Source organism: Microvirga medicaginis (assembly GCF_052658925.1).
This window is the reverse complement of the sequence record NZ_JBQWEL010000033.1, coordinates 12,987-39,451: the sequence shown is the minus strand read 5'-3', so window position 1 is coordinate 39,451 and position 26,465 is coordinate 12,987. Positions and strand designations below refer to the sequence as shown.

General features: G+C 61.6%; 25 protein-coding genes and 1 tRNA gene. 17 read left to right on the top strand and 9 right to left on the bottom strand.

Annotation, left to right across the window (positions count from 1 at the left end):
* The first annotated feature begins 213 nt into the window (after nt 1-213).
* Together ACUXUR_RS25435 and ACUXUR_RS25430 are read left to right on the top strand one after the other, a co-directional pair.
* Nucleotides 214-1,326: a M20 family metallopeptidase gene (locus ACUXUR_RS25435; RefSeq protein ID WP_445505137.1), complete on the top strand. Its 1,113-nt coding sequence runs from the start codon at nt 214-216 to the stop codon at nt 1,324-1,326.
* A 97-nt stretch (nt 1,327-1,423) separates the two neighbouring features.
* Nucleotides 1,424-1,951, top strand: a complete 528-nt coding sequence (locus ACUXUR_RS25430) for an RNA pyrophosphohydrolase (RefSeq protein WP_445505136.1) — start codon at nt 1,424-1,426, stop codon at nt 1,949-1,951.
* A gap of 26 nt (nt 1,952-1,977) precedes the next feature.
* Here ACUXUR_RS25430 and ACUXUR_RS25425 read toward each other — a convergent pair whose 3' ends face one another.
* Nucleotides 1,978-2,169, bottom strand: a complete 192-nt coding sequence (locus tag ACUXUR_RS25425) for a hypothetical protein (protein ID WP_445505135.1) — start codon at nt 2,167-2,169, stop codon at nt 1,978-1,980.
* Between the two features lie 124 nt (nt 2,170-2,293).
* The gene (locus ACUXUR_RS25420) at nt 2,294-2,926 is read right to left on the bottom strand and encodes a MarC family protein (RefSeq protein ID WP_445505134.1); all 633 of its coding nucleotides are present in this window, start codon (nt 2,924-2,926) and stop codon (nt 2,294-2,296) included.
* Nucleotides 2,927-2,995: 69 nt separating this feature from the next.
* Here ACUXUR_RS25420 and ACUXUR_RS25415 point away from each other — a divergent pair, with 69 nt between their 5' ends.
* Nucleotides 2,996-3,850 carry a PP2C family serine/threonine-protein phosphatase gene (locus ACUXUR_RS25415; RefSeq protein ID WP_445505133.1) on the top strand — a complete coding sequence of 285 codons (855 nt, stop codon included), beginning with the start codon at nt 2,996-2,998 and terminating at the stop codon, nt 3,848-3,850.
* Between the two features lie 1,666 nt (nt 3,851-5,516).
* Nucleotides 5,517-8,219 carry a DNA gyrase subunit A gene (gyrA, locus tag ACUXUR_RS25410; RefSeq protein WP_445505140.1) on the top strand — a complete coding sequence of 901 codons (2,703 nt, stop codon included), beginning with the start codon at nt 5,517-5,519 and terminating at the stop codon, nt 8,217-8,219.
* A gap of 110 nt (nt 8,220-8,329) precedes the next feature.
* Here gyrA and ACUXUR_RS25405 read toward each other — a convergent pair whose 3' ends face one another.
* Both ACUXUR_RS25405 and ACUXUR_RS25400 read right to left on the bottom strand, forming a co-directional pair.
* A complete protein-coding gene (locus ACUXUR_RS25405) occupies nt 8,330-9,598 on the bottom strand; it encodes a glycosyltransferase family 87 protein (RefSeq protein ID WP_445505132.1) in 1,269 nt (422 codons plus the stop codon).
* A 243-nt stretch (nt 9,599-9,841) separates the two neighbouring features.
* Entirely contained in the window at nt 9,842-10,420 is a 579-nt protein-coding gene (locus tag ACUXUR_RS25400; RefSeq protein WP_445505131.1) for a hypothetical protein, read from the bottom strand.
* Nucleotides 10,421-10,810: 390 nt separating this feature from the next.
* Here ACUXUR_RS25400 and coaD point away from each other — a divergent pair, with 390 nt between their 5' ends.
* The 7 genes from coaD (at nt 10,811) to ACUXUR_RS25365 (ending at nt 15,553) form a co-directional block, all read left to right on the top strand.
* Nucleotides 10,811-11,311 carry a pantetheine-phosphate adenylyltransferase gene (gene coaD / locus ACUXUR_RS25395; RefSeq protein ID WP_445505130.1) on the top strand — a complete coding sequence of 167 codons (501 nt, stop codon included), beginning with the start codon at nt 10,811-10,813 and terminating at the stop codon, nt 11,309-11,311.
* A 32-nt stretch (nt 11,312-11,343) separates the two neighbouring features.
* On the top strand, nt 11,344-11,892 hold the full coding sequence (locus ACUXUR_RS25390; protein WP_445505129.1) for a peptidylprolyl isomerase: 549 nt from the start codon (nt 11,344-11,346) through the stop codon (nt 11,890-11,892).
* The gene (locus tag ACUXUR_RS25385; RefSeq protein ID WP_445505128.1) at nt 11,892-12,404 is read left to right on the top strand and encodes a hypothetical protein; all 513 of its coding nucleotides are present in this window, start codon (nt 11,892-11,894) and stop codon (nt 12,402-12,404) included. Before ACUXUR_RS25390 ends, ACUXUR_RS25385 begins: the two co-directional genes overlap by 1 nt.
* Nucleotides 12,405-12,450: 46 nt before the next feature.
* Nucleotides 12,451-12,918, top strand: a complete 468-nt coding sequence (locus tag ACUXUR_RS25380) for a peptidylprolyl isomerase (RefSeq protein WP_445505127.1) — start codon at nt 12,451-12,453, stop codon at nt 12,916-12,918.
* A gap of 115 nt (nt 12,919-13,033) precedes the next feature.
* The gene (queA, locus tag ACUXUR_RS25375) at nt 13,034-14,110 is read left to right on the top strand and encodes a tRNA preQ1(34) S-adenosylmethionine ribosyltransferase-isomerase QueA (protein WP_445505126.1); all 1,077 of its coding nucleotides are present in this window, start codon (nt 13,034-13,036) and stop codon (nt 14,108-14,110) included.
* 57 nt (nt 14,111-14,167) lie between these two features.
* Entirely contained in the window at nt 14,168-15,349 is a 1,182-nt protein-coding gene (gene tgt / locus ACUXUR_RS25370; RefSeq protein ID WP_445505125.1) for a tRNA guanosine(34) transglycosylase Tgt, read from the top strand.
* Nucleotides 15,350-15,477: 128 nt separating this feature from the next.
* Nucleotides 15,478-15,553: transfer RNA gene (locus tag ACUXUR_RS25365), tRNA-Lys, on the top strand.
* Between the two features lie 433 nt (nt 15,554-15,986).
* Here the strand turns inward: ACUXUR_RS25365 and ACUXUR_RS25360 are convergent.
* Genes ACUXUR_RS25360 through ACUXUR_RS25350 form a run of 3 tightly spaced genes read right to left on the bottom strand, consistent with a single transcriptional unit; the run spans nt 15,987 to nt 19,013 of the window.
* Nucleotides 15,987-16,628, bottom strand: a complete 642-nt coding sequence (locus ACUXUR_RS25360) for a ThuA domain-containing protein (protein WP_445505124.1) — start codon at nt 16,626-16,628, stop codon at nt 15,987-15,989.
* A gap of 30 nt (nt 16,629-16,658) precedes the next feature.
* Nucleotides 16,659-17,756, bottom strand: a complete 1,098-nt coding sequence (locus ACUXUR_RS25355) for a Gfo/Idh/MocA family protein (protein WP_445505123.1) — start codon at nt 17,754-17,756, stop codon at nt 16,659-16,661.
* 30 nt (nt 17,757-17,786) lie between these two features.
* Entirely contained in the window at nt 17,787-19,013 is a 1,227-nt protein-coding gene (locus tag ACUXUR_RS25350) for an ROK family protein (protein WP_445505139.1), read from the bottom strand.
* 217 nt (nt 19,014-19,230) lie between these two features.
* Between ACUXUR_RS25350 and ACUXUR_RS25345 the strand changes: the two genes are divergently transcribed.
* The 5 genes from ACUXUR_RS25345 to ACUXUR_RS25325 all read left to right on the top strand — a co-directional run bounded on the left by ACUXUR_RS25345 (nt 19,231) and on the right by ACUXUR_RS25325 (nt 23,623).
* The gene (locus ACUXUR_RS25345; RefSeq protein ID WP_445505122.1) at nt 19,231-20,502 is read left to right on the top strand and encodes an ABC transporter substrate-binding protein; all 1,272 of its coding nucleotides are present in this window, start codon (nt 19,231-19,233) and stop codon (nt 20,500-20,502) included.
* A gap of 127 nt (nt 20,503-20,629) precedes the next feature.
* Complete coding sequence (locus ACUXUR_RS25340; RefSeq protein WP_445505138.1) at nt 20,630-21,505, top strand: carbohydrate ABC transporter permease; 876 nt, start codon at nt 20,630-20,632, stop codon at nt 21,503-21,505.
* The gene (locus tag ACUXUR_RS25335; RefSeq protein WP_445505121.1) at nt 21,498-22,349 is read left to right on the top strand and encodes a carbohydrate ABC transporter permease; all 852 of its coding nucleotides are present in this window, start codon (nt 21,498-21,500) and stop codon (nt 22,347-22,349) included. Before ACUXUR_RS25340 ends, ACUXUR_RS25335 begins: the two co-directional genes overlap by 8 nt.
* A gap of 57 nt (nt 22,350-22,406) precedes the next feature.
* Nucleotides 22,407-23,459: an ABC transporter ATP-binding protein gene (locus ACUXUR_RS25330; protein ID WP_445505120.1), complete on the top strand. Its 1,053-nt coding sequence runs from the start codon at nt 22,407-22,409 to the stop codon at nt 23,457-23,459.
* A gap of 38 nt (nt 23,460-23,497) precedes the next feature.
* Nucleotides 23,498-23,623 (top strand): hypothetical protein, encoded by a 126-nt coding sequence (locus tag ACUXUR_RS25325; protein WP_445505119.1) that lies wholly within the window; start codon nt 23,498-23,500, stop codon nt 23,621-23,623.
* Between the two features lie 164 nt (nt 23,624-23,787).
* On the opposite strand, the gene ACUXUR_RS25320 is transcribed toward ACUXUR_RS25325, so the two are convergent.
* Together ACUXUR_RS25320 and ACUXUR_RS25315 are read right to left on the bottom strand one after the other, a co-directional pair.
* The gene (locus ACUXUR_RS25320) at nt 23,788-24,984 is read right to left on the bottom strand and encodes a mandelate racemase/muconate lactonizing enzyme family protein (RefSeq protein WP_445505118.1); all 1,197 of its coding nucleotides are present in this window, start codon (nt 24,982-24,984) and stop codon (nt 23,788-23,790) included.
* 18 nt (nt 24,985-25,002) lie between these two features.
* Nucleotides 25,003-25,788 (bottom strand): IclR family transcriptional regulator, encoded by a 786-nt coding sequence (locus ACUXUR_RS25315; protein WP_445505117.1) that lies wholly within the window; start codon nt 25,786-25,788, stop codon nt 25,003-25,005.
* 85 nt (nt 25,789-25,873) lie between these two features.
* Between ACUXUR_RS25315 and ACUXUR_RS25310 the strand changes: the two genes are divergently transcribed.
* Nucleotides 25,874-26,407: a VOC family protein gene (locus ACUXUR_RS25310; protein WP_445505116.1), complete on the top strand. Its 534-nt coding sequence runs from the start codon at nt 25,874-25,876 to the stop codon at nt 26,405-26,407.
* Nucleotides 26,408-26,465 lie beyond the last annotated feature (58 nt).

Here is a 26,465-nt window from a genome sequence, read left to right as displayed (position 1 = left end):
GTCAGCCGCGGCGGCGAGTTCGGCCGATCCTCCCCCATGGAGCGCCGCCCGGCTCCGGCTCCGGCCCAGGGCGGGGGTGGCGGATCGCGCTATAACGACCTCGACGACGATATTCCGTTCTAGTCGATAGCCCGTGACAGTGCCCTGCAAGCGGGCTAAAGAAACCCAAAGGCGGCACGAGCCGCCTTTTTCCTTATGTGATTTGAAGCAGCCATGACCTCCCCAGCACTCGATACCCTCTTCGCCTGGATCCGCACCGAAAGTCCGACCCATGACGTGGCCGGCGTGAACCTGATGATGGATCTCGTGGTCGAGCAGATGAAGGATGCGCCGGTTTCGATCGAGCGCATCAAGGGACTGCAGGGGCTCGGCGATGCGCTGATCCTGCGCGCCGGTCCGCAGACGGATGAGCCGGCGATCCTGATCATGTCGCATCTCGACACCGTGCATCCCGTCGGCACGATCGAGCGCGACCTGCCGTTGCGGATCGAGGGGGACAGGCTCTATGGCCCCGGCGTCTACGACATGAAGGCGAGCGCCTGGTTCAGCCTGGAAGCCTTCAAGGAGGTCGCCCGCAAGGGTACGGCGGCGCGTCCGCTGATCTATCTCGTCACGCCGGACGAGGAGATCGGCTCGCCCATGACGCGGCCCATCATCGAGGACCTCGCCCGTCGTTCGGCCTATGCCCTGGTGACGGAGCCGAGCCGCGACGGCGGACAGATCGTGACCGCACGCAAGGGCGTCGGGCGCTTCGATGTGCATGTGGAGGGCCGCCCGGCCCATGCGGGCTCCCGTCATGCGGAAGGTCGCAACGCCATCTACGAAGCCGCACGCCAAATCCTCGCCATCGAAGCCATGACCGATTACGCGCGCGGCATCACGACGACGGTCGGCATGGTGTCCGGCGGCACGGCGGTGAACACGATCCCGCAGCATTGCAGCTTCCCCGTGGACCTGCGCGTCGAGACCGTTGCGGACGGAGAGGCGCTGGCCAAGGCGATCCTCGGTCTCAAGGCCCATAATCCCGATTTCAAGATCACCGTCACCGGAGGCATGAACCGGCCGCCTTACGAGCGGTCGGAAGGCACGTCGAAGCTGTTCGATCACGCGAAGTCGCTCGCTGCCGAAATCGGCTTCGATCTCGTCTCCGCCCCACGCGTCGGCGGCGGGTCGGATGGGAATTTCACGGCGGCTTTGGGTGTGCCCACTCTCGACGGTCTCGGGATTGATGGAAACGGGGCGCATACGCTGCAGGAATACGGCCTGATCTCCAGCATCGCACCGCGCCAGGGGCTGATGAAGCGCCTGATGGAGACGCTGCGCTGATTGCGATCAGCGATCTTTGCGACTAGTCAGGCTTTGCGGATATCGTCGCAGCGCACATCTGGCGCGCATTCTGGAAGGACGAGGGCCGGGGGATCCGATGATGGAACGCGAAGAAGGTTCTTCGTACCGGCCCAATGTGGGCATCGCTCTCTTTAACAGGCTTGGACAGGTGCTGATCGCGCGGCGCCTGGGCGATGATGGTCCTGAGACAATTGCGCCGGGGCATGAATGGCAGATGCCACAGGGTGGCGTCGACGAAGGTGAAGATCCGCTGACGGCAGCCTGGCGAGAATTGCAGGAAGAGACGAATGTCACCAGCGCGGTGTATCTCGGCGAGACACAAGTCTGGCTCACTTACGACTTTCCACCCTATGACGGCCCGCCGCATCGTCTCTCGCCGTTCCGTGGACAGCGGCAGAAATGGTTTGCCATGCGCTTCACCGGCGAGGAGAGCGAGATCGACGTGACGCTGACGCACGGCAGCGCTGTGCCCGAATTCAGCGAATGGCGATGGCAGGAGCTTTCGGGCGTGCCCTCACTGGTGGTGCCCTTCAAGCGTGCGGTTTACGAGCATGTGGCGGAGGCGTTCAAGCCTCTTGTGGAGCAACAGGTAACGAGCGTTTGAACCCACGAGGCTGCACGCAATGTGTCTCAGTCCTCGTCCTGATTGACCGGCAGCGCGATTTCGGGGTGCTTCTGCAGCAGGGCATCCCGATCATTGGCGAGATTGTCCCAGGTCCGTGCCATCTCCAGAAGCTGATCGCGCTGAGGGCCTTCCGGAACCTGCTTGGCGAGAGCGCGGCATTCCTCGGCATGCTTGCGGTACTCGGACGCTTTCTTCACTGTTTCCTCCGTGAATCCGCCCCTTATCTAGGACGCAATCGACTGCAGCCAAGCCGTCGCGATGATGAAGACGAGACAGTTTCTGCTCGAGATTTAGACGCCGCACCACATGCGATGGACAATCCTAGTGCCCAGGCAGCAAGGCCACCACGCCGTCGATGACGAACTGCACCGCAAGGCCGGCGAGGATCACGCCAAGCAGGCGGCTCAATACGATATTGCCCGTCACGCCGAGCATGCGAGACACGCGCTCCGCCGCCATGAACACGGCAAAGCAGCAGATGACGCCCAGCGCGATGAGAACGAGCAGAAAACCTAAATAAACCGGATCGCCGTTGGCTCGTCCTGCAAGAAGGATCGTTGCCGTGAGTGCACCGGGGCCTGCCATCAGCGGAATGGCGAGGGGAAAGGCCGCAACGTTGCGGATGTGATCCTCGGTAATCGCAATATCGGCTGTGTGCTGCTTGCGCTCGTTCCGGCGCTCGAACACCATCTCGAAGGCGATCCAGAACAGCAGCAGACCGCCCGAGATGCGGAAGGCCGGGATGCCGATGCCGAGAAGCCTCAAGAGAACCTCGCCGCCGAGCCCGAAGAAGGCCAGGATGCAGAAAGCGATGATCGCGGCTCTGATCGAAACCCGCTTGCGTTCCTCGGCATTCATCCCCCGGGTGAGGGAGATGAACATGGGCGCAAGGGCAGGCGGATCGAGGGTGACGAGCAGGGTCACGAGGGCGCTGGAGATATAGTCGAAGAGCATCGGCTGGACCTTGAATACAGCTTTGCTTTATGGGGTTCCCGGGTGGATTTGGCGAGGGGGGATGATACGATGTTCACGACTTTGGATCGGATCAGCTGGCCCGGGCACCCGGACAAGCCCAACGAGGACATCTGCGGCGTCTGTCAGGATTGGGCCTGGGTGATCGATACCTCGATCTTTCCCGGCACCGCTCCGGTCATGCACCCGAAGAGCGACGCGGCCTGGCTCGCCACCTTCGCCGATGAGCGCCTGTCGGCTCTCGCGCCCCAGGCCGAGGACGGCCCGGCGCTGCTTCGCCACGTGATGGAGGAAGCGCGCACAGCCTATAGGGCCCTTGCCCCGCATGAGCGGCACGAGGATTTCGTCTCCTGGCCGCTCGGCGCCATGACGCTCATACGGAGAAAAGGGAACATTCTCGATGCCTGGACCTTCGGCGACACCACGGCCTATCTGCGCCAGCCCGATGGGACGGTTCTGACCCTGGGCGATGCTCCCGGCCTGCGCGATGCCGAATCCACCAAGGCCGCCGAGCTGATGCGGGCCTCGAACTCGCGGCCCAATCACATTCTCGGTGAGCCCGTCTTCCTCGCCTGGCTCGGCGAGCGCCGCGAGCGGCAGAAGAAGAGCGGCATCCCGGCGGCTCTTCTCAGCTTCAACCCGGACGCTGCCGGTCGCCTCCGTCACGAGAGCGTGCCTTGCGAGGACGGCACGATGATCCTGCTCGCCAGCGACGGCTTCTCGGCCCTGGTCGATCTCTATGGAGCCCTGGATGCGAAGGGCCTGATGGAAGCCGCCATCGCCTCCGGCCTGGAGCCCTTGGCCCGCAAGGCGCGGGAGATCGAAACCCGGGTCGATCCAGACGGGAGGCTCTATCCTCGGTTCAAGCTCAGCGACGATACGACGGCGATTCTGCTACGGGCCTAGAGCATCGGACGAAAAAAGCGGGATTCCCCTTTTGGGATTCGATCCGATGCTCTCTTCTTTGATGAGCGCATCGTTCGGGGCGGAAAACCGGATCCACTTTTCGCTGACGCGGCCCTCCGGGTCACTGACGCGGCCCTTCGGGTCACTGACGCGGCCCTTCGGGTCACTGACGCGGCCCTTCGGGTCCGCACGATGCGCTAGCGAACTGCCTCTCCGTGGCAGGGCAGTCGTTACGGCTGTAACCGAACGGTCGCGTCCTTCCGACGTCATGGCCGTCCCCGGACAGGCTTCGGGGGTCATTCGCGTTCATCTGGTCTTCCTGCCCTGTGCCTGCTCCTTCCCGTCACGGCCGGGCGTGTCCCGGCCATCCCGATTGGAACAGCGCCGCACCGTAGCGGGACCCCGGCCCAAGGCCGGGGATGACGCGAGAGGCTGCGGCAGGCGGGAGGGTACAGCCGGAACATGTTCTCACTTTGTTCTTGACAATATGCCTAAACTGAGTTACATCTGCTGCATCCCAACCTGCCGGGGGCGCGCTCGCGAGGCGTCGTAAGCTGCGGGGTCGGGAGCGGTCCCGTGCCGGAGGTGAACGCAGCCTCCGGTGACGGGAGGCCCAGGCTGTGCCCGGGGTTCAGGATTGGTCCGGAGCCGCCCGCTGAAAGCGATGCGGTGTCCGCTTCGGGCAGTTGCTGGGACCGCGCCGCCTGTCCGCCTAAAAGAACCGTGCGCGAGGAGCCGTTCGGTTCCACGCTTCACTTCCAAGATCGAGCCGGACCGCTCCTCGCGCCCCCTCGACCGCTCACCCTCGGGCCGACACGCCGCGAGGACGTTTCCGCGCGCCCGCAGGCTCTTTGACATCGCCCCCTGTCGCATTCCTGACGCTGTCCGCCTGTGACCCCGCCCGGATCATCCCCGGTGAGCGTGAGCGAGGGAAGGGGATCCAGAGCGCTGCGCCTGATCGTGTCTTCCTTCCCCTCCGGTGGCTTTCGCCCTCTCCGGCCGGAAATGACAGCTTTCAGGCTATCCTGCTTTCATATCCTCTCTCCTCCTCCTGAGGAGCAGCCGTGAGGCTGCGTCTCGAAGGAGGATCCAGAGTGCTCCGGAGCCTCCTTCACGCCGCTTGCGGTGGCCCTCAGGATAAGAGCGAGGCGGATCAAGGCGTATACCCCCGGCACAAGGCCGGCGATGACGTGGTTCAAGGGCGAAGAATGCCACGCATCGAGGACGTGGATCTCCGGGATGGACCCGTGGATGGCGGGGCAGAATTGGCAATGACAATCAATAACTTGCCTGCTTGTCCGGAATCTCTTCCTTGATCGTGCGGCGGGAGAGGAAATCTGCCGCAGCGGGATCGCGGTCCTGACCCCAGGCAGGACCGTTCTAAATAGTTGAAAAAATTGTCTCTTTTTTGGGTGTCCTTCCCTCTGGATAACCGCTCAAAAAACTTGAAAAATGCGCCATTCTCGCCCATCTAAAGATTTGAATTTCAATTGGATTCGCGAGGCTGCCTAACGGCTCCATGGAGCGGCAATTCAACCGCCTCTCGCGAAGGGGCAGACCGTTTTAAGAAAGACCAAACTTGACCGATCCGAACGATATCCGCTCCGGCGGCCCCGCGGGGGACCAGCCGGCCAGCGACATCAAACCGATTTCCATCGTCGATGAGATGAAGCGCTCCTATCTCGATTACGCCATGAGCGTGATCGTGAGCCGCGCTCTCCCCGACGCGCGCGACGGCCTCAAGCCCGTGCACCGGCGCATCCTCTACTCGATGCACGAGAACGGCTACACGCCCGACAAGAAATACGTGAAGTCCGCCCGCATCGTCGGTGACGTGATGGGTCAATACCATCCGCACGGCGACCAATCGATCTACGATGCGTTGGTGCGTATGGCGCAGGACTTTGCCATGCGCGTTATGCTCGTGGATGGGCAGGGCAATTTCGGCTCGGTGGACGGCGATCCGCCGGCAGCCATGCGCTATACCGAGTCTCGCCTCGCCAAGGCAGCGATGCCGCTCCTCGACGACATCGACAAGGACACGGTCGATTTCACGCCAAACTACGACGAATCCAAGGACGAGCCGACGGTTCTGCCGGCACGCTTCCCGAACCTGCTCGTCAACGGCGCCGGCGGTATCGCGGTCGGCATGGCCACCAACATGCCTCCCCATAACCTGGGCGAGGTGATCGATGGCTGCCTGGCCTATATCGACAATCCCGGCATTTCCGCCGAGGAACTGATCGAGATCATCCCCGGTCCTGATTTCCCGACCGGCGCGTTGATCCTCGGCCGCTCGGGTGCGCGCTCGGCCTACACCACGGGCCGCGGCTCCATCATCATGCGCGCCAAGTCCGAGATCGAGGAAATCCGCAAGGATCGTGAGGCGATCATCTTCACCGAAATCCCGTATCAGGTGAACAAGGCCTCGCTGATCGAGAAGATCGCCGAACTCGTGCGCGAGAAGAAGATCGAGGGCATCGCGGATCTTCGCGACGAATCCGATCGCGACGGCATGCGCATCGTGGTCGAGATCAAGCGCGACGCCATGGCGGACGTGGTGCTCAACCAGCTCTACCGCTACACGCCGCTGCAGACGAGCTTCGGCGCCAACATGGTGGCGCTGAATGGCGGTCGTCCCGAGCAGATGACGCTCAGGGACCTGATAGGCGCCTTCGTCGACTTCCGCGAGGAGGTCGTGTCGCGCCGGACCAAGTTCCTGCTCAACAAGGCGCGCGAACGCGCCCACGTATTGTGCGGTCTCGCCATTGCGGTTGCCAACATCGATGAGGTCATCCGCCTCATCCGCACCGCACCCGATCCGAACGCCGCCCGCGAGTCCCTCATGGGCCGCGACTGGCCGGCTCACGATATTGCGCCGCTGATCGCGCTCGTCGACGACCCGCGTCATAAGATCAACGAGGACGGCACCTATCGTCTCTCCGAGACACAGGCCCGTGCGATCCTCGACCTGCGCCTGCAGCGCCTGACCGCGCTTGGTCGCGATGAAATTGGTGACGAACTGTCCAAGCTCGCGGCCGAGATCTCGGATTATCTCGAGATCCTGCGTTCGCGCGCGCGCATCATGGGCATCATCAAGGACGAGCTCATCGAGATCCGCAACGCCTATGCCACGCCGCGCAAGACGCAGATCGTGGACTGGGATTCCGATGTGGATGACGAGGATCTCATTGCCCGTGAGGACATGGTCGTCACCGTCTCTCACGCTGGCTACATCAAGCGTGTGCCGCTCTCGACCTATCGGGCGCAGCGCCGCGGCGGCAAGGGCCGCTCCGCCATGACGACGAGGGACGAGGATTTCGTCACCCGTCTCTTCGTGGCGAACACCCATACGCCGGTGATCTTCTTCTCGTCCGAAGGCCAGGCCTACAAGGAGAAGGTGTGGCGTCTGCCGCTCGCCGCTCCGAACGCCAAGGGCAAGGCGCTGGTGAACATGCTGCCGCTCAAACAGGGCGAGCGCATCAACGCCATCATGCCGCTGCCGGAGGACGAGGCGTCCTGGGACAAGCTGGACGTGATGTTCGCGACCTCGCGCGGCACGGTCCGCCGCAACAAGCTGTCGGACTTCGTGCAGGTCAATCGCGGCGGCAAGATCGCCATGAAGCTGGACGAAGGCGAGCATATCGTCGACGTGCAGATCTGCTCCGAGCATGACGACGTGCTGCTCACCACGGCCAAGGGCCAATGCATCCGCTTCCCCGTGACGGATGTGCGTGTCTTCAAGGGGCGCGACTCCATGGGTGTGCGAGGCATCAACCTGGCCGAAGGCGACAAGATCATCTCCATGGCGATCCTGCGCCACGTGGAAGCGACGGGCGAAGAGCGCGCCGCCTACCTCAAGATGCGCCGCGCCGTCATGGGCGAACAGGCGAACGGCGATGCCGATGCCGCTGGCAGCGACGATGCGGAGGAGACCGGGAACGGAAACTTCTCGCTCTCGCAGGAGCGCTATGTGGAGATGAGCGCGCAGGAACAGTGCATCCTGACGATCTCCGAAAAGGGCTACGGCAAACGCACGCTCTCCTACGAGTACCGCATCACCGGACGCGGCGGCAAAGGCATCACGGCCATGGCGGTCAACAACCGCAACGGCCTGCTCGTGGCCTCGTTCCCGGTCGAGAACGCCGACCAGATCATGCTCGTCACCGATGGCGGCCAGTTGATCCGCGTGCCGGTCGACGGCATCCGCGTCGTCGGCCGCAACTCGCAGGGCGTCACCATCTTCTCCACGCGCGGCAAGGAACGCGTGGTCTCGGTGGAGCATATCGAGGGTGAAGAGGGTGAGGAAGGCGAGGGCGCCGATGACGCCAGAGCTGAAGGCGATGTTGCCGAGGGCGGCGAGGAATAAGACCTCGCCCCGTTGCTCACAGATCGAATCCAAAGGGCGCTTTTCGGCGCTCTTTTCTTTTTGCGGTCGAGCATTGTTTGCGTCGATGCCGCTGTTGAATGTGATCGAGGTTACCCTGCTTCCTGTGTGACGAAAGTTACCGGGAGCGATGCCTCGGAATGGTAGCGGTTCAAAATGCGCCACAGGAGCCCGAGTGTTGCGGCAAGCGTCAAGCCCGCCACAGACAGGTACATTTCCTCCGTTGTGAGCGTCAGCTTGAGTTGGCTCAGCAGAAGGCCGAAACCGCCTGTCGCGAAGCTCAGGCCGAAGACCAGAGCTTGCTCGAGAGGCCGGGCGAGCCGGAGGATATCCGGCATCAGCAATGCAAGCCCGATCCCATAGATCGGCAAGTCGTAATCATACGCATAAGGGCTGATCAGAAGGGAGGCGAGCGCCGTCAGACCCAGCGTCTGGCGCAGTGAGAAGCCGCGCCTCCAGGCCAGGATCACGATGAGCAGAGAGAGCGCCGCGCTCACGAATTGAATGACCATTCCCGCAGCAGCCGGTGCACCGAAGGTGCGCAGGACCGCATAGGGCGACACCATGCGGTGGAAAGGGTAAAGGCCCTGCTTGAGATAGCCCGCCGCCTCCTGGACGCCGCCGAGAAAGGCTGTCCAGATTTCGAGGCCCAGCAGGAGAGTTGCGAGGGCCGATGTCGCCAGGATCGTTGCAGCCGCGACCAGTGCCGCGCCCCAGTTGCGGGACAGAAGGGTATAGGCGGCGAAGCCTATGGCCAGGTGCGGCTTGATGATCATCAGGCCGAGGGGCAGTCCGGCCATCGCCGAGCGCTGCTGCAATCCAAGGCAGGCAAGGCCGATCAGGGTCCCGGTCAGGAAGCCGTTCTGGCCACACACCATCGTGATGGTGATGGCTGGAAAGAGCAGGAAGAGGAGAAGGGTGAAGTGCCTGCCCGCGACAACCCTCAGCATCGCGAGATAGGCCACAAGCGTAATGGCCGTGAAAAGGGTATAGGCCATCCCGAGCGGCAGAAAGGCGAGGGGCGCGACGATCAGGTTGAACTGCGGCGGATAGGTCCAGGGCATGAAGACCTTCTCGCCTGACAGCGCCTCCTGCAGCGGACCCATCGTTGCGAAGGAATAGGCCTGCATGATCTCGCCCCGCCAGACCATCTGCGCAACCAGATAGAAAACGTCGAAATCGGTGGGGAGCCTAAGTTTTGTAACCGTGCTCACCCCCGAGATAGGACTGGCCTGGATACCGGAGAATCTCTGGACATTGACGATGAACAATCCTGCAAGAAGGCTCAGGAGCACGATGATGGTGTACTTCGCACTGGCTGAGGCAACGAGTTGCACCGCCGCCAAGAGACGCTTCATCATTCCTGCAGGACCTTTTCATACCCCGGACCTTCCAGAACATCCCGCTTCGCGAAAGATGCGATCTTGTTCGGGAACGATCCAAGGTCACTCGCCGACAAGACTGCTGATCAGACGCAAATAAAGCCTAAACGGTGTTGCGAGGCTTGCTGCGGGAGGGGTGATACGTCTTCCGGAAAGCGAATACGTGAAAATTGAGAGATTGTGCGCGGGCGGAACCGTCCTCCGCAGAGCCCTTTGTTCGCGTTATTGGCTCAGCAGACGCGCGTATTCCACGGCGAATCTGCCAGCGATCTGGTCCGCATCGGGTGCAGAGGTGGTGTAGCGGATCTTCACGAAGTTCTTTTTGCTGACCACAATAAACACGTAAGAATCCCGGGTCTTTCCCTTCTGCGTAATCGTCAGGTGAGCCATGGCGTAGGGAGCTGTTTCCGCTTTCGTAATGACCTTTGCCTCCTGGTAGTTTCCGGCGGAGACGGCAGTCTGGATGTCGCTAAGAGCGATCTCTCGCTGATCGGCGGCGGCTTGACGCGCGTCAACGGAGGTCAGATCCTCATTCAGATCATAGATGAAGATATCGGCCCAGGTCTCGCCCGGAACTTCATAACGCACGCTGAAGCCCATGCCGGCCTCGTTGTAATCGGTTCTCTGCCTGCGAGGGAGCCCGGCGATCTTTGTTGGGAAGGGATAGCCGTCAATTTGCGTAACTTGTGCGGGAATCGGGCTGCGTGTGGGCTCTGCAACGGCTTGCGAGACGAAAACCAGCCCCAAGAGCACACCAAGAGAAAGGCTCCACGAGCCTAAAAGGCGCAAGTGACGAGACATCAGACCCCCATACAGGCAAAGCTAACGTAATTTAGCTGCGGACGGAAGTCCTATTCAAGGCAGTCTTAGATGCTCAAGGGGGGTGGGTTAACCGAGAATATGGGTGCTTGAGACAACGGCCGGAGCCAGAACGGCGAGAGCAGTCACGAAGACGATAATCAGACGAGCCACCATGAGAAGCCTCCTTACGAAAGGTTAATTATGGCTATGCTCTCATCCTTCAACCGTGGCGGTGCGTTCGCGCACGCTCCATACCCATCAGGGCTATTGTAGTCCGAACCGCCAGGGCCTGGGCGCCCTCAGTTGCATTCTTGCTGACAGATGTCGCAAGCCAGTCCTTGTGGGACCAAATCTATGCGGGAGCGAAAGTCTCATTTATAACCTTGGCCCATGACACGCACCGCCCTCTATACCGGCAGCTTCGACCCCGTCACCAACGGCCATTTGGACGTTCTGCGCCAGGCCTGCAGCGTGGCGGACAGGATCGTCGTGGCGATCGGCGTCCATTCCTCAAAGGCCCCGATCTTCAGCGCAGAGGAAAGGGCCGAGATGCTGCGTGCGGTCTGCGGGCCCGTGCTCCTGTCCAAAGGAGTGGAGCTCGAGGTCGCGACCTTCAGCGATCTCGCGGTGGATGCCGCCAAACGACACGGTGCGAGCCTGATCATTCGCGGCCTGCGCGACGGCACGGATTTCAACTACGAGATCCAGATGGCGTCCATGAACGCTACCATGGCGCCTGACGTCCAGACCCTCTTTTTTCCGGCCTCCCCCCCGGTTCGCCCGATTACCGCCACGCTTGTCCGGCAGATCGCGGCTATGGGGGGCGACGTCTCGGCCTTCGTACCCGCCCTTGTCGCGGAGCGTCTCAAGGCCAAATTCAAGCGGCCATAAAGTTTCACGATTCTCAAGGGAGAACCTCATCCATGAAGCGTTTGCTCGCAGCCTCTGCGATTGTGCTGGCCAGCCTTGTTCCGGCAGCCGCCCAGCAGGCCAACGACCCGCAGAACACGATCTTCCTCGACACCAAGGACGGGCGCATCACCATCCGCCTGCGCCCGGACCTTGCGCCGAAGCATGTCGAGCAGATCAAAACGCTGACCAAGCAAGGGTTCTACAACGGCGTCGTGTTCCACCGGGTGATCGAGGGCTTTATGGCTCAGACGGGCGATCCCACCGGCACGGGCACGGGCAAGTCCAACCTGCCGAACATCCCGGCCGAGTTCACCAGCACCCAATACAAGCGCGGCTCCGTCGGCATGGCCCGCTCGCAGAGCCCCGACTCCGCCAACAGCCAGTTCTTCATCTGCTACGAGGGCTGCGGCCCGCTGACCGGCCAGTACACGCTCTTCGGCGAGGTCGTGTCCGGCATGGACGTTGTGGACAAGATCAAGAAGGGGAATGCTGCCGCCAACGGCATGGTCTCGAACCCCGACAAGATCGTGAAGATGCAGCTCGCCGCTGATGCGAAGTAATGCAGCGTGACCTCCCATCCGGAGCGCGGCGGGTCATCGCCGCGCTCCTGCTCGCGACGGTTTTCGCTTCCGCGGCGGCTGCACAGGAGGATGGGCTTTATCAAAGGCGTGATGAAGACTGGTTTGAGCCCTTCGAGCCGCCGCCCAGCCTGCCTGAGGGTATCCAAGGCGTCGTAAGGCCGAATTCGAAGGCAGACCGGGTTTTGCACATCAACACCTTGCGTGAGGTTTTCCAGGCTTTGCAGGCCTGCTGGCACGCGCCGAGCGGGAGCGGTTATTCCGGCCAGGAGATCACCTTGCGCCTCAGCTTCAAGCGCAATGGTGAAGTGTTGGGACAGCCGAGGATCACTTATTACAAGCCGGGCACTGAAGAGAAGCAGCGGGAGCCCTTCACCCGCTCGGTGCGGGAGGCTTTCGAGCGTTGCACGCCCTTTCCCTTCACCGAAAGCTTTGGAGCAGCGATTGCGGGACGAATCTTCTCCTTCCGTTTCGTCGATGCTCAGCCTATGTGAACGAACAGGACAGATTTGACCGAACACGCCACCAGAGGAGAACCCGATGGCAGATCCGGAAAACACCCTCATCATGGAGACCACGAAAGGCCGCGTGGTCATCGAAATGCGTCCCGATTTGGCTCCTGGCCATGTGGAGCGCATCAAGACCCTGGCCCGCCAGGGCTTCTATGACGGCATCGCCTTCCATCGGGTGATCGAGGGCTTCATGGCTCAGACCGGGTGCCCTCAAGGCACCGGCACCGGCGGTTCCGACCTGCCGGACCTGAAGGCCGAGTTCAATGCCGAGCCGCATGTGCGTGGCACGGTCTCTATGGCGCGGACAAACTACCCGCACTCCGCCAACTCGCAGTTCTTCATCTGCTTCGACGATGCCCGCTTCCTCGACAAGCAGTACACCGTGTGGGGCAAGGTGACCGAGGGCATGGAGAACGTGGACAAGATCAAACGCGGCGAGCCCGTGAAGGATCCGGATCGTATCGTTTCCATGAAGGTTGCCGCGGACGTGGCTTAAGCCCTTATCTTCGTCATGCCCGGGCTCGTCCCGGGCATCCACGTTTTCCAGGCCAAGAGCTTTAAGACGTGGATAGCCGCAACAAGTGCGGCCATGACGGCGGATGATAACTTCTATGCGCGTCGACCTTTTCGATTTCGAGCTGCCCGAGCAGAACATCGCACTCCGCCCCGTGGAGCCGCGGGATTCCGCGCGCATGCTGGTCGTCAGGCCTGATAATGGTTTCGAAGACCGGATCGTTCGTGACCTGCCGGATCTTCTGCAGCCGGGCGACGTGTTGGTGCTCAACGACACCAAGGTCATTCCGTCCCGGCTCTACGGCCTGCGCGTGCGCGAGGAAACCGCCGCGCGCGTCGAGATCATGCTGCACAAGCGGGAAGGAGCGGACCGCTGGCGTGCCTTTGCGCGTCCGGCCAAGAAGCTCAATGTCGGTGACCGAATCCGCTTCGGCGAAGAATCCGAGAGTACCGCCTGCGAGCTCGTGCGCCTCGATGCGGAAGTGATCGAGAAGGCCGAGGGCGGCGATGTGGCGCTGCGCTTTTCCTTCTCGGGGCCCTTCCTCGATGAAGCCATTGCCCGCCTGGGCGAGCTGCCGCTGCCGCCCTACATCGCGGGCAAGCGCGCGACGGACGAGAAGGACAGGACCGACTACCAGACCGTTTATGCCAAGGACGAAGGAGCGGTTGCTGCTCCGACGGCAGGTCTCCATTTTACCGACGAGCTGTTTCGTCGTCTCGATGAGCGCGGCATCGCGCACCACTTCGTGACGCTGCACGTGGGCGCAGGCACCTTCCTGCCCGTGAAGGCCGAGGATACCACCGAGCACCGCATGCATGCGGAATGGGGCACGATCACCGAAGAGACTGCGCGGGCGCTCAACGAGGCGCGGGCGCGGGGAGGGCGGATCGTAGCGGTTGGAACGACCTCGTTGCGGCTGCTCGAAAGTGCGGCCCGTGACGATGGCACCATCGCGCCTTTCTCAGGCGACACCGCGATCTTCATCACGCCGGGCTATCGCTTCAAGGCGGTCGACGTGCTGATGACCAATTTCCACCTGCCGCGGTCGACCCTGTTCATGCTGGTATCCGCCTTTGCCGGGCTGGAACGCATGCACGCGGCCTATAGCCATGCCATCGAAACGGGCTATCGCTTCTACTCGTATGGCGATGCAAGTTTGCTCTTTCGGTGCTGATGCTCCATCTCAGCTTCTCGTGCCTGCAAGGACTTAAGCCGATCCCATGAGGACCGAATGACCACTGATCAGTTCACCTTTACCGTGACCAAGACCGACGGAACGGCGCGGACCGGCGAGATTCGGATGCCTCGCGGCGTCATCCGCACGCCTGCCTTCATGCCGGTCGGCACGGCGGCCACTGTGAAGGCCATGTACCCGGATCAGGTGAAGGCCCTTGGCGCGGATGTCGTACTCGGCAATACCTATCATCTCATGCTCCGCCCCGGTGCCGAGCGGGTGGCTCGCTTAGGCGGCCTGCACAAGTTCATGAACTGGCCCTATCCGATCCTGACCGATTCCGGCGGGTTCCAAGTGATGTCGCTCGCGGCGCTTCGGAAGGTCGACGAGACCGGCGTCACCTTCCAGTCGCATATCGACGGTTCGAAGCACTTCATGTCGCCTGAGCGCTCCATCGAGATCCAGGGGCTCCTCGGCTCCGACATCCAGATGCAGCTCGACGAATGCGTGCGCCTGCCGTGCTCCGATGAAGAGGCTGAACGGGCCATGCGGCTGTCCCTGCGTTGGGCCGAGCGTTGCCGTATCGCCTTCGGCGATCAGCCGGGCAAGGCCATGTTCGGCATCGTCCAGGGCGGCGCTGTGGAACGTCTGCGTATCGAAAGCGCGCGCGAACTCGCGGCCATGGATCTGAAGGGCTATGCCATCGGTGGCTTGGCCGTGGGCGAGCCTCAGGATGTGATGCTGCGCATGATCGAAACGGTCGAGCCGCACATGCCCAGGGAAAAGCCGCGCTATCTCATGGGCGTGGGCACGCCGGACGATATCGTCGAGGCGGTGCGCCGGGGCGTGGACATGTTCGACTGCGTCATGCCTACCCGTGCCGGACGTCATGGACAGGTCTTCACGAAGCATGGCCGTATGAACCTGCGCAATGCGCGCTTCGCAGAGGATACGCTCCCGCTCGACGAGAGCTCGAAATGCACGGCCTCGAACACCTATAGCCGAGCCTATCTCCATCATCTCGTCCGCTCGAACGAAATTCTGGGCATGATGCTGCTGACCTGGAACAATCTGGCCTATTATCAGGAATTGATGGCAGGCCTGCGCAAGGCCATCGCCGAGGGACGGCTTGAGGATCATATCGGCGAGATCAAGGAGGGCTGGGCCAAGGGCGAGCGGGACAGCAGGACCGAAATCGGTCATCATGCCGACAACATCGCCATGCCGGCGGAAGGTTGAACCCCGACCTGTCCTTCAAGCCGTGGACAACCAAGCCGTTGGAGGCCGGAATTGAGGATTTCGACCTCAAACCGGGGCTTTTCGATTGACCCGCCGGGGAAGAGCCCCTATTTCGGGCTCACCTCTGGGAGCGCGTAGCTCAGCCGGTAGAGCATCTGACTTTTAATCAGAGGGTCCTGGGTTCGAGTCCCAGCGCGCTCACCAATAACTTCAAAGGGTTACCGGCATCTGCCCTTTGAACCGGTTTGCTCCAGGTAGCCGATAGGTAGCCACCCGTAGGGGCAAGGACATTGGCCTCAACTCCGAACCACGTGCGACTCAGTGTTTGTCTAGAAAGAGACCCGACTGTTATCAGGGCCGCTGAGAAAGACGCTTGAGAGGAATTTTAGTTAGCGGTGCGCTGGCAGGAGTGGAGGGACTCGAACCCCCACCCAAGCCACCCGGCTTCCGCTTTCGGAGTGCAATGCCTGCTTTGGCGCGCAGAACAGACGTTGGGAGGCCGCGCCAGAACTACCGCTATTGACCCTGAGCAGAAATTCGTAGGATTCTTGGTGTAGCGCTTGGCAACGCCGGGAGCCGGTTAGGATGTCGTGAGTTGTTGCCGGCGCCGAGCGTTATCTCTCTTCGGGCTCGGTATTCAACGCGCAGCCCAGAGCATGCCGCGCCTGAGGATGGTGCGCATTTCCGGCACCTCGAACTCCTTCGCCACATGGCCGAGGGAGCTGTAAAAGACCCGCCCCTCTCCATAGCGTCGCTTCCACACAACCGGCATGACCACATCTTTGGTCCAGTAGGCATGCTCGCCGGAGAACGTCGTCGTGGCCAACACCTCGTTCGAGGGATCGACATGCATGTAGTACTGCTCGGAATGATAGTCGAAGTCCCGGATCCCCTCCATGATCGGATCGTCAGGTCGGGTGATGTTCACCCGGTAATCAATAATGTTGCCGGGGTGGGCGACCCATTGGCCGCCGCACATGAACTGGTACTCGACAGCCTCACGGAAGGCGTCGCACATGCCGCCGTGATAGCCGGCGAGACCGACACCGTTGCGGACAGCCGCCGTGAGATTGCTCAGCTCCTCCTTTTCGATTTTCGACATGGTGTAGATCGGAACGACTAGGCTCATGTCGGACAGACCGGGATCTGCGAAAGCCTCGGTCGAGTTCTCAACATAGACCTTGAAGCCCTCCTCCTCGAGCATCCCGGCGATGATGGAGGCGCATTGTTCCGGCTCGTGCCCGCTCCAGCCACCCCATACAATCAGTGCCTCGCGCATTCTCTTACCTCCCACTTTTCCGTTTGGTATCTAGTCCAGCAAACCGAACTGAAGCGTCGTCGGCAGCATGGCCGGTCGTTCGGGGCGCGATTCGATGGTGACGTGCGTTCCGCGATCCGAGGACACCTGGAATGCCTCCATGACCTCGAGCGCGTGGAAGGCGAGTTCGCCGGATGCGCGGTGGGGGCGCCCGGATCGGATGGCATGGGCCATGTCGGCGACGCCAATGATCCGGTAGTTCCCGCTCGCGTATGGATGCTCGGTCGGCTGTTCCGTCCAATCCTTTGCCGCGGTGGCAAGTTCGATGGCGCCGAAAAAGCGGTTGGGATCGGGCACGCTGAGGCCGCCCTCCGTCCCGTACAGTTCGATCGGTCTGTGGCGGTGTCGGGGCACATCGAAGCTCATCGCAATCGAGATGACTGCCCCGGAGACGAACTCAAGCGTCCCTGCGACGTGCGTTGCCACCTCCACCGGGACCAGCGTGCCCTTCAACGGCTCGCTGGTGATCTCGCGTTCCGCCCTGGCACGGGATGTAATGCCCGCCACTCTGGCAACAGGGCCAATCAGGTTCACAAGAGCCGTGATGTAGTAAGGCCCCATGTCCAGCATCGGTCCGCCGCCTTTGGCGTAGTAGAAGGCCGGATTGGGATGCCAGCGCTCATGGCCGGGGCACATGAAGAATGCGCTGCCCGCCAGAGGGCGTCCGATCGCTCCCTCGTCGATGAGCTTGCGGCAGGTTTGGTGCGATCCACCGAGGAACGTATCAGGCGCACAGCCGACGCGTAGCCCTCGTTCCTTCGCCATGCGGAGGAGTGGGCGCGCCTCGGCCGTCGTGAGACCGAGAGGCTTTTCGGAGTGAACGTGCTTGCCGGCTGCAAGGGCCCTCAGACCGACCTCCACGTGGGCGGCAGGGATCGTGAGGTTGACCACGATCTGGATCGACGGGTCCGCAAGCATCTCGTCTACCGACATCGCCCGCAGCCCGAACTGGGATGCACGCGCCTCGGCCGCCTCAGGCCGGATGTCGGCGATCCCCCTGATGTCAAGGATCGGAAAGTATGATGCTGCCTTGAGGTAGGCCTCGCTGATATTCCCGCACCCGATGATACCAATGCCCAAGCGTTCCATGTTCTCTCCCTTGTGTTGTTACCATTGTGCCTAGCGTTTCTTGGCAGGTCCGGTCGTTCCCCAGGGCGCGCCGTAGAGATCGCGCAGGGTCAAGGCGGCGGCGCCTCGAGCCCAGGTATCGTCGGTGGACTCATGAACCACGATCTTGGTGACACCAGCGATCGTCTCGGGCGTTGCCGCCTGAACCGCGTCACGCAAGGGCCCGAGGAGGAGATCCCCTGCCTGGAGGGCCGATCCGGCGAGAATGACCTTTGGCGGCGCGAACAGGGTGATCAGGTTTGCGATAGCAATCCCCAGGGCACGCCCGGCCTCTTCGAAGATGTTCGAAATCCGCCCGTCGCCCGCTTGGGCGAGCGAAACAGCATGCTCCATGCCACGCGTCCCGCGAAGGAGTTTTTCTTGCGGCGTTCCGCGGGCAAGATCGGCCGCTGCGGATAGGATTGCGGTGGTGGATGCGATCCCGGCGAGGCGCCCTGGGCGGGCCCTGTTCCCGATGCTGCCATTCGGTGACACGATCAGATCACCCAAGTCTGGACTGAGTCCATTCGCCCCGCGAAAAAGCTCGCCACCGTGAACAATGCCGAGTCCGATCGTGTGCTCGATGGAGACAACCAGAAAGTCACTGAGATCTCGACCGTGGCCGAACCATTGCTCAGCGAGGGTGATCAGGTTGACGTCGCTGTCGACTGACGTCGGCACATTCAGGCGCCCCTGGAGGTCGACGCCGAGCTTGAGATCGCGTTCGGAAAAGATTGGGCTGTAACGGCAGATGCCGGAGGCGCGTTCGACGATTCCTGGTACTCCGAGGCAGAGACTGTTGATGTCCTCAACCAGCAGGCCCGCTGCCTCGATGCAGGACCGGACTCCGTCCTCCACGAGATCCAAAATGACCGAGGCCGGCTGGCGATCAACTCTGATTGGAATCGATACCGTGCTGAGGACGTCTGCCTGGAAGTTGGTGACCGCGATAGTGATCTTGTTAGGAGCGAGCTTCGCACCGCAGACTGATGCCGCCGCCGGATTAAGCTCGAGCATGATGCGCGGCCGTCCGCGCACCTGGTCAGGGGAGGGAGCGACCTGGCGCGGGACGATCAGGCCATCCTCGAGGAGGGCCGCCGTGATCGCCGAGACGGTCGTGGGGCTGAGTTCCGTCTGCTCTGAAATCTCCACACGCGAGATCGAGCCGGAGCGGCGGATGGCGTCCATGACAAGGAAGCGATTGATCGCCCGCATCAACTCGGGATCGGCTGTCTTCATTGCGGCACCGTCCGCCGGCATGGGCATTCCTTTTTAATGCGGGTGCCGTATTTATTAGTTCCCATTGCAACATGTCAATCATCCGAGTGGCCATCCAAGCCCTAGACTTTATCGAAAATCTGCTTGACAGGCCACTATGTGCCGTTCACGTTTTAATTTGCTACCCAAAATAAAAGGGCAAAAAAGCCCGGCAGAGGAAACACCGAGGAGAACAGCAATGAGCTACAAAAAGCTGATGCTTGCCGCTGCATGCGCGATCACCGCCTCATGCAGCGGAATGACCGCAGCACTCGCGGACGTGACCGTCAGAATGCTGCATGTCGAGCAGAACCAGCAAATCAGCGGGTTCTGGAATGACATCGCTCGACGCTACGAGGCCTCCCATCCGGGCGTGAAGATAGACGTCCAGTATCTGGAAAACGAGGCCTACAAAAAGAAGCTGACCACGCTTCTGCAATCGTCGGATCGGCCGAACATCATCTATAGCTGGGGTGGAGGCGTCCTGCGCGACCAGGTTAAGGCAGGTGTCATTGAGGACCTGACGCCCGTCATGGACCAGTCCTGGAAGGCCCGCTTCGTTCCAGTGGCGGTCCAGGCCTACACCATCAATGACAAGATCTACGGCGTACCGATGCACACCTCCCAGGTGGGCTTCTTCTACAACAAGGATCTTTTCGCGAAAGCAGGTGTGGACGCATCCTCGATCAAGACCTGGGATGATCTGCTTGGTGCAGTGAAGAAGTTCCAGGCCGCCGGGATCACGCCGATCATCACGGGCGGAGCCGACAAGTGGCCGGTGCACTTCTACTGGTCGCACCTGGCCATTCGGATTGGCGGCAAGGAGGCCTTCGAGGCTGCCCTGCGCGGCGAGGGCAAGGGCTTCGCCGACACGACCTTCGTCCGGGCCGGCGAGCTGTTCAAGCAATTGGCGGACCTCAAGCCCTTCCAGGCGGGCTTCCTTGGGGCGACCTATCCTCAATCGGCAGGCCAGTTTGGTGACGGCAAGGGCGCCATGATGCTCATGCTGAACGGCCTTCTGGGCAGCATGAAGGCCAACTCGGCCGACAAGGTGGGCATTCCCGATGACAAGCTCGGCTGGTTTCCCTTCCCGGCTGTTTCCGGAGGCAAGGGTGATCCAGGCGACACCCTGGGTGGCCTGAACGGCTGGCTGGTGACAAAAGGATCGCCGAAGGAGGCGGCCGACTTCCTGAAGTTCTTCTCAGAGGCGGAGAACCAGCGGCAGGCTGCCGAGCGTGGCTTCTATATCCCCATCGTGGTCGGCACGCAGGAGGCAATCAAGCATCCGATCCTGCGCCAGCTTGCAGAGAACGTGGCCAAGTCGAAGTATCATCAGATCTTCTACGATCAGGCCCTCGGCCCATCGGTGGGCGCCGTGGTCAATGACATCTCGGCCGATCTCGCGGCGGGACGGATGAAACCGGTGGAAGCGGCCGAGGCGGTCCAGCAGGCCTGGGAACTCGCCCAGTAACATAGCCAATCCCGGAAGAGCGGCCCCGGCCGCTCTTCCCTGTCGAATGCTCAGGGAGGGAACGATGGCTACAAGCGTCACGGGTGGTGCGACCAGGACTGTCTTCCAGGCACCGTCATGGCTGCGTATGCCCTCGACGGGCATAGGCGGGTCTACGGCCGTCGTATTGCTGTTCCTGCCGCCGGCGCTGTTTCTTTTTACGCTCTTCGTCGCGCTGCCGATGGGGGAGGCCGCCTGGTACAGCTTCTACAACTGGAATGGGTATGGCTCGCCGACGGAATTCGTCGGATGGCGGAACTTCGAACTCCTGTTCGCGAACCGCGCGTTTCGCATCGCGCTGACAAACAATCTGCTCATCATTGTGGTGTCTCTGGCGATCCAACTTCCACTCGCGTTGGCGATGGCTGTCCTCCTCGCCGACCGCGTGCGGGGCACGGCGACCTTCCGGCTCATCTTCTTCCTGCCCTACATCCTGGCAGAGATTGCCGCCGGTCTCATCTGGCGCTTTGTCTACGACGGCGAGTACGGCCTTCTCGCGAAGCTGTGGGAACTGTTCGGGGCCACGCCACCCCACATCCTCGCAGAGCCCGATGTCGCTATCTATGCCATCATGGTGGTCGTGGTCTGGAAGTACTTCGGCTTCCACATGATGCTGTACATCGCAGGACTCCAGCAGATTGACCGCAGCCTGTACGAGGCCGCCCATATCGACGGCGCGACAGGCTGGCAGATTTTCAGGCGGATCACGGTGCCGCTCCTCGGGTCGACGATCCGCCTCTCCGTCTTCTTCGCCATCCTCGGATCGATCCAGCTCTTTGACCTTATCATGCCCCTGACCAAGGGCGGGCCCTCGGACAGCACGCAGACCATGGTGACCTACCTCTACACCTATGGTGTCACTAGGATGAGGATCGGCTTCGGCAGTGCGGTCGGGGTGGTTCTGTTCCTGATCTGCGTTGTCTTCGCCTTCGGCTACAAACGGGTCCTCATGCGCCATGACTAGCTCCGCTGCCCGCTACGATACGCCGGTCACCATCGCTCCGGTCCTTCGGTACGCCATTCTCTTTATTGTCGCCGGGGGCGTGCTGATCCCGTTACTGACCACGGCCCTGGGTGGGTTCAAGTCGCTCGGCGACCTGAGGGTCAATCCATTCGGGTTGCCCAGCCAGTGGGAATGGATGAACTACTGGGAGATCCTTGCGAGCGGCCGTTACTGGCAGTTGATGGGGAACTCTCTGATTATCGCGGTGCTCACCGTCATCCTGACCGTTGCTGCTTCCGCAATGGCTGCATTCGTGTTCGTGCATGTCCGCTTCTTCGGCGCGACCTTCCTCCTGAACTACCTTCTCCTCGGGCTGATGTTCCCGGCGGCGACCGCGATCCTGCCGCTCTTCATCAAGATCCGTGATCTCGGTCTTCTCGATACCTACTGGGGCGTGGTGCTGCCCCAGGTTGCTTTTGGCCTGGCAATGAGCATCCTCCTGTTCCGCAACTCCTTCCGGCAGATGCCGAAGGATCTGTTCGAAGCGGCCGTGATCGACGGCTGCGGCTACTTCCGGTTCTTCTGGTATGTGATCCTGCCGTTGTCGCGACCCATCCTCGCGACAGTGGCTGTCATCGTCTTCGTCCACAGCTGGAACAACTACCTTCTCCCGCTTGTCGTGCTGAACCGCGATACGCTCTATCCGTGGCCCCTTGGGATCATGGTCTATCAGGGCGAGTATTCCACGGACTGGAACCTCATCCTGGCGTTCATCACGCTCACGATCCTGCCGGCGATCATCATGTTCTTCGCGGCACAAAAACATATCGTTGCGGGATTGATGGCGGGGTCGGTCAAGGGATGAGGATAGGCATATCTTGGGCTCGTTGCATCAACGGCCATAACCAAGGAAGACATTGATATGGCGCCTGTCGAAATCCGGAATGTGAAGAAGGCGTATGGGTCCGCGCAAGTGATCCATGGCGTATCCGTCGACATCCATGACGGGGAGTTTGTCATCCTGGTTGGGCCGTCGGGCTGTGGAAAGTCCACGCTGCTGCGCATGGTGGCAGGGCTGGAAAACATCACCGGCGGCGAGATCCGCATCGGGTCGCGGGTGGTCAACAACGTGGCCCCTAAAGACCGCGACATCGCCATGGTGTTCCAGAATTACGCGCTCTACCCGCATATGACGGTGGCCGCCAACATGGCCTTCTCGCTCCTGCTGAAGAAAGCACCCAAGAGCGCGATCGCCGCCAAGGTCAACCGCGCGGCCGAAATCCTGGGCCTCACCAAGCTGCTCGATCGGTATCCGCGTCAGCTCTCGGGCGGGCAGCGCCAGCGCGTCGCCATGGGCCGGGCCATCGTGCGCGACCCGCAAGTGTTCCTGTTTGACGAGCCGCTCTCCAACCTCGACGCCAAGCTGCGCGTCTCGATGCGCGGCGAGATCAAGGCGCTGCACCAGCGATTGAAGACGACCACCATCTACGTAACGCATGACCAGATCGAGGCCATGACCATGGCCGACAAGATCGTGGTGATGCATGACGGCATCGTGGAGCAGATCGGCGCCCCGCTCGAGCTCTACGACAGACCGACAAACCTGTTCGTGGCCCAGTTCATAGGCTCTCCGGCCATGAACATTCTGGAAGGCCATGTCGCGTCTTCCGGCTTTGCCCTGGGCGACCTGATGCTTCCAGTCCAGAACGCGCCGGCGGCTTCCGTCGGACGGCCGGCCTATTACGGCATCCGGCCCGAGCACTTCCAGCTCCGACAGGACGGCATTCCGGTCGAGGTGGCTGTGGTCGAGCCCACCGGCTCGGAGACGCAGGTGGTCGCGAGAGCAGGGGGGCGCGAGATCACCTGCGTGTTCCGCGAGCGCGTCGGCGCCCGACCCGGCGAGATCATCCATGTCGCGCCTGATCCCGCGCTCGTGCACCTCTTCGATACTGAAACCGGCAAACGCATCAACTAGGCTTGCAGCATTCTCTATTAAGGCAATGGGGCTGACGCTTGCGTGAAGATCTGACGCTGGCAAAAGTTGTCGATAATCTGCCGATGTTTGCCTTGGGGGCGCCTTGCAGCGTTCGGGGAATCCAGGTCGGGGCCGAGGTAATCGACATCGCGAATGCCGCCTGATCCAACCCCGAACGACGATCAGTGTATCCTTCTCCAACAATTTGACGGTGCCTGTCGAGGAGCTGATCCGGAGAGAGCGGGCCAACCCGCACGGTTATGGCGGCTACTCCGTTCTTGGGCGATGAAGCCCTGCCGGAGGCCGCGAGGAATGGCTGATGAGGGGCTTATGAGAAGAAGGCCAAGTCGTCTTCGGACAGATATTCTTTCGCCCGCTCAGGAATGAGCTCGACTCCCATGCCCGGCCTGTTGGGAACCTCGATCATGCCGTTCTGAACGATGGGGTTGGGGAGCCCTTCCACGATTTCGCTCCACCATGACGGATCCGCGGTTGTGTACTCAAAGGCGATGAAGTTGCCGGGAAGCGTTGCGCTCACCTGGATCAGGGCCGCGAGACCGAGAAGGCCGTTGGCGGTGCCATGAGGGGCGATTGTGATGCCATGCAGGTCGGCAAATTCGGCAACCCATTTCAGCTCGGCAATGCCTCCTACATCGGCAGGGTCTGGCCCGATCACATGCACCGCATGGGTTTCGATGAGTTCCTTGAAGTTCTGCCGCAGATAGATTTGCTCCCCTGTGTGGATCGGGGTGACGGAGGCGCGGGTCAGTTCGCGATAAACGCCCGCATTGACCCAAGGCGTATAGTCGCCCGACAGCACGTCTTCGATCCAGAGGAGGTTGAATGGCTCAAGCATCCTGGCGAGTCGAATGGCATCGCCAAGCATCCAGCCGGGGCCGCAATCGAGCGCCAAGCCCACATTGTTTCCCGTCACCTCCTTCATGGCGGCGACGCAGTCCACCAGGTGGCGGAGCCCCTTCTCCGTCACAGGGCCACGGTCGAGAGCGCCATGGAAAGGGCTGGCGTTCGGTTCGCCATAATAGAAGTTCGGCACCTCCCGCTTCATCGGGGAATGAAAGCCGATGGGCTGCTTGAAGATGGTGAACCCCTCAGGGAGTGCCATCATCTTACGTATGTCGTCCGCATAATCTTCCGGTCTGTGACCTGCGAGAGGGAAGCGGATCGAGCCATTGTAAACACGCACCTTGTCGCGGACCTTGCCGCCGAGAAGCTTGTGAACGGGCAGGCCTGCGGCCTTGCCAGCCAAGTCCCACAGAGCCATCTCGACGGCGCTGACCGCCGCTCCCCATGGCTTGAACCCCCCACGCTGTCTGATCTTGAGCATGACCCGCTCGACCAGAGTGGGATCCTCGCCGATCAGCGCCTCGCGCAGAGCAAGGATGTGCGGCTTCAGGTAATGTTTCCATGTCTCGGCTTGGGCATAGCCTGAGATACCTTCGTCCGTGACGATCCGCACGACCGGACTCTTGCCGATGATGGCGCACTTAAGATCAACGATCTTCATTCAATTTTTTCCTCAGGGCTAGGTCGGCATCGCGTCCGAAATAGCGCGCCCGGTATCGATGGCGGCCATGCGGATCTCCTCCATGCGGCTTGGTTCCGCGCCCGCCAAGAAGGGCACGCTGACGGCAGCTGCCAACCTGCCGGTCTTGAAAAAAACCGGAGCGGCGAAGGCATAGATGCTGGGGGCGCTCTCACCTTTGTCCTGTGCCCAGCCAAGACGCTTGATCCGCGCCAGTTCGGCGCGAAGACGCTTCGGATCGGTGATAGTCTTGCTGGTATAGGCGGGGAGCGGATCGGCCAGCCACTGGTCCAGATCCTGAGGCTCGACATGTGAAAGCAGAAGCTTGCTGGCCGCACTCGCATGGACCGGCATGCGCTGGCCTGGCTTGACCGTGAGCGCATACTCCCGCCGCCCTTGCGAGGCGGCCACCACGATGATCCCTTCTTCGTCGATGACGCTCAGCTTGACGCCCTCGCCCAGGTCGGCCGAGAGCCTATCTAGGAAAGGCTGACTGAACGCCGCAATATTGAAGTCGCTTGCCCGAGACGCAACGTGAGACGCCAGGGTCAACAGCCTCCGGCCGAGACTATAGGCCCCTGCCTTGTCCCGATGCACGATCTCATGGCGTTGCAGGGTGTTGAGAATGCGGTAGATGGCCGTTCGGGGCAGATCGAGACGATCGGTCAGCTCCCGGATCGTTAGGGCAGTGCCGTTGCTGTGCTCAAGAGCCTCCAGAACGTCCATCATGCGATCGATGGCAGGGATCGTGTGTTTGTTTTCTGCATCCTGCGCGATGTCGCTCATCGTTCTTCCGGTCTGCTATTGACAAGTGTTGATCGACCATTACCATACATATCTGAACTGTCAAAGTTCATATTTGAACAAATAAGTGCCCAGCTGGGCCGACGAGGGAGGACGCGAGCATGAAGCTGGAGAGCGGAGCCGGATTCAGGATCCAGACGCGAGGCGTGTCGACCGGGATGGCGCAGTCATGCTGACCGCCTCGTCAATCGCCCATGTCGCCATCCGCGTAAAGGACGTCGCGCGCACGCTCGATTTCTACACGAACAAGCTCGGCTTCGCGGAAATGATGCGCCTGGACCGCGACGGACGGTTGTGGCTCGTGTACCTTCGAATAACGGACGACCAGTTCCTGGAAGTCTTCCCGGATGGTGAGGGCGAACGTGCCGCCGAGCGCGAGGCTGTCGGCTACAATCACATGTGCCTGTCCGTTCCCGACATCGATGAGACCGTGCGTGAGCTCGAGGCGAGCGGCGTCCCGTTGGTCCGTCCCAAGACCATGGGAGCGGACGGTAACTGGCAAGCCTGGATCGAGGACCCCGACGGTCACCGGATCGAGCTCATGCAGATGGGGCCGGACAGCATGCAGGCGGCAGCCATCCAGCGGCTGAAGCAGGCATAGGGTATCTCGGCCAACGTCGCCAGTCGGGCGGCTTGAGGGGCATTACCTCTCAATGTTC

Coding starts and splice junctions, on each gene's coding strand:
- ACUXUR_RS25435 (WP_445505137.1), top strand. CDS start 214: ATGACCTCCCCAGCACTCGATACCCTCTTCGCCTGGATCCGCACCGAA.
- ACUXUR_RS25430 (WP_445505136.1), top strand. CDS start 1,424: ATGATGGAACGCGAAGAAGGTTCTTCGTACCGGCCCAATGTGGGCATC.
- ACUXUR_RS25420 (WP_445505134.1), bottom strand. CDS start 2,926: ATGCTCTTCGACTATATCTCCAGCGCCCTCGTGACCCTGCTCGTCACC.
- ACUXUR_RS25415 (WP_445505133.1), top strand. CDS start 2,996: ATGTTCACGACTTTGGATCGGATCAGCTGGCCCGGGCACCCGGACAAG.
- gyrA (WP_445505140.1), top strand. CDS start 5,517: ATGAAGCGCTCCTATCTCGATTACGCCATGAGCGTGATCGTGAGCCGC.
- ACUXUR_RS25405 (WP_445505132.1), bottom strand. CDS start 9,598: ATGATGAAGCGTCTCTTGGCGGCGGTGCAACTCGTTGCCTCAGCCAGT.
- ACUXUR_RS25400 (WP_445505131.1), bottom strand. CDS start 10,420: ATGTCTCGTCACTTGCGCCTTTTAGGCTCGTGGAGCCTTTCTCTTGGT.
- coaD (WP_445505130.1), top strand. CDS start 10,811: ATGACACGCACCGCCCTCTATACCGGCAGCTTCGACCCCGTCACCAAC.
- ACUXUR_RS25390 (WP_445505129.1), top strand. CDS start 11,344: ATGAAGCGTTTGCTCGCAGCCTCTGCGATTGTGCTGGCCAGCCTTGTT.
- ACUXUR_RS25385 (WP_445505128.1), top strand. CDS start 11,892: ATGCAGCGTGACCTCCCATCCGGAGCGCGGCGGGTCATCGCCGCGCTC.
- ACUXUR_RS25380 (WP_445505127.1), top strand. CDS start 12,451: ATGGCAGATCCGGAAAACACCCTCATCATGGAGACCACGAAAGGCCGC.
- queA (WP_445505126.1), top strand. CDS start 13,034: ATGCGCGTCGACCTTTTCGATTTCGAGCTGCCCGAGCAGAACATCGCA.
- tgt (WP_445505125.1), top strand. CDS start 14,168: ATGACCACTGATCAGTTCACCTTTACCGTGACCAAGACCGACGGAACG.
- ACUXUR_RS25360 (WP_445505124.1), bottom strand. CDS start 16,628: ATGCGCGAGGCACTGATTGTATGGGGTGGCTGGAGCGGGCACGAGCCG.
- ACUXUR_RS25355 (WP_445505123.1), bottom strand. CDS start 17,756: ATGGAACGCTTGGGCATTGGTATCATCGGGTGCGGGAATATCAGCGAG.
- ACUXUR_RS25350 (WP_445505139.1), bottom strand. CDS start 19,013: ATGAAGACAGCCGATCCCGAGTTGATGCGGGCGATCAATCGCTTCCTT.
- ACUXUR_RS25345 (WP_445505122.1), top strand. CDS start 19,231: ATGAGCTACAAAAAGCTGATGCTTGCCGCTGCATGCGCGATCACCGCC.
- ACUXUR_RS25340 (WP_445505138.1), top strand. CDS start 20,630: ATGCCCTCGACGGGCATAGGCGGGTCTACGGCCGTCGTATTGCTGTTC.
- ACUXUR_RS25335 (WP_445505121.1), top strand. CDS start 21,498: ATGACTAGCTCCGCTGCCCGCTACGATACGCCGGTCACCATCGCTCCG.
- ACUXUR_RS25330 (WP_445505120.1), top strand. CDS start 22,407: ATGGCGCCTGTCGAAATCCGGAATGTGAAGAAGGCGTATGGGTCCGCG.
- ACUXUR_RS25320 (WP_445505118.1), bottom strand. CDS start 24,984: ATGAAGATCGTTGATCTTAAGTGCGCCATCATCGGCAAGAGTCCGGTC.
- ACUXUR_RS25315 (WP_445505117.1), bottom strand. CDS start 25,788: ATGAGCGACATCGCGCAGGATGCAGAAAACAAACACACGATCCCTGCC.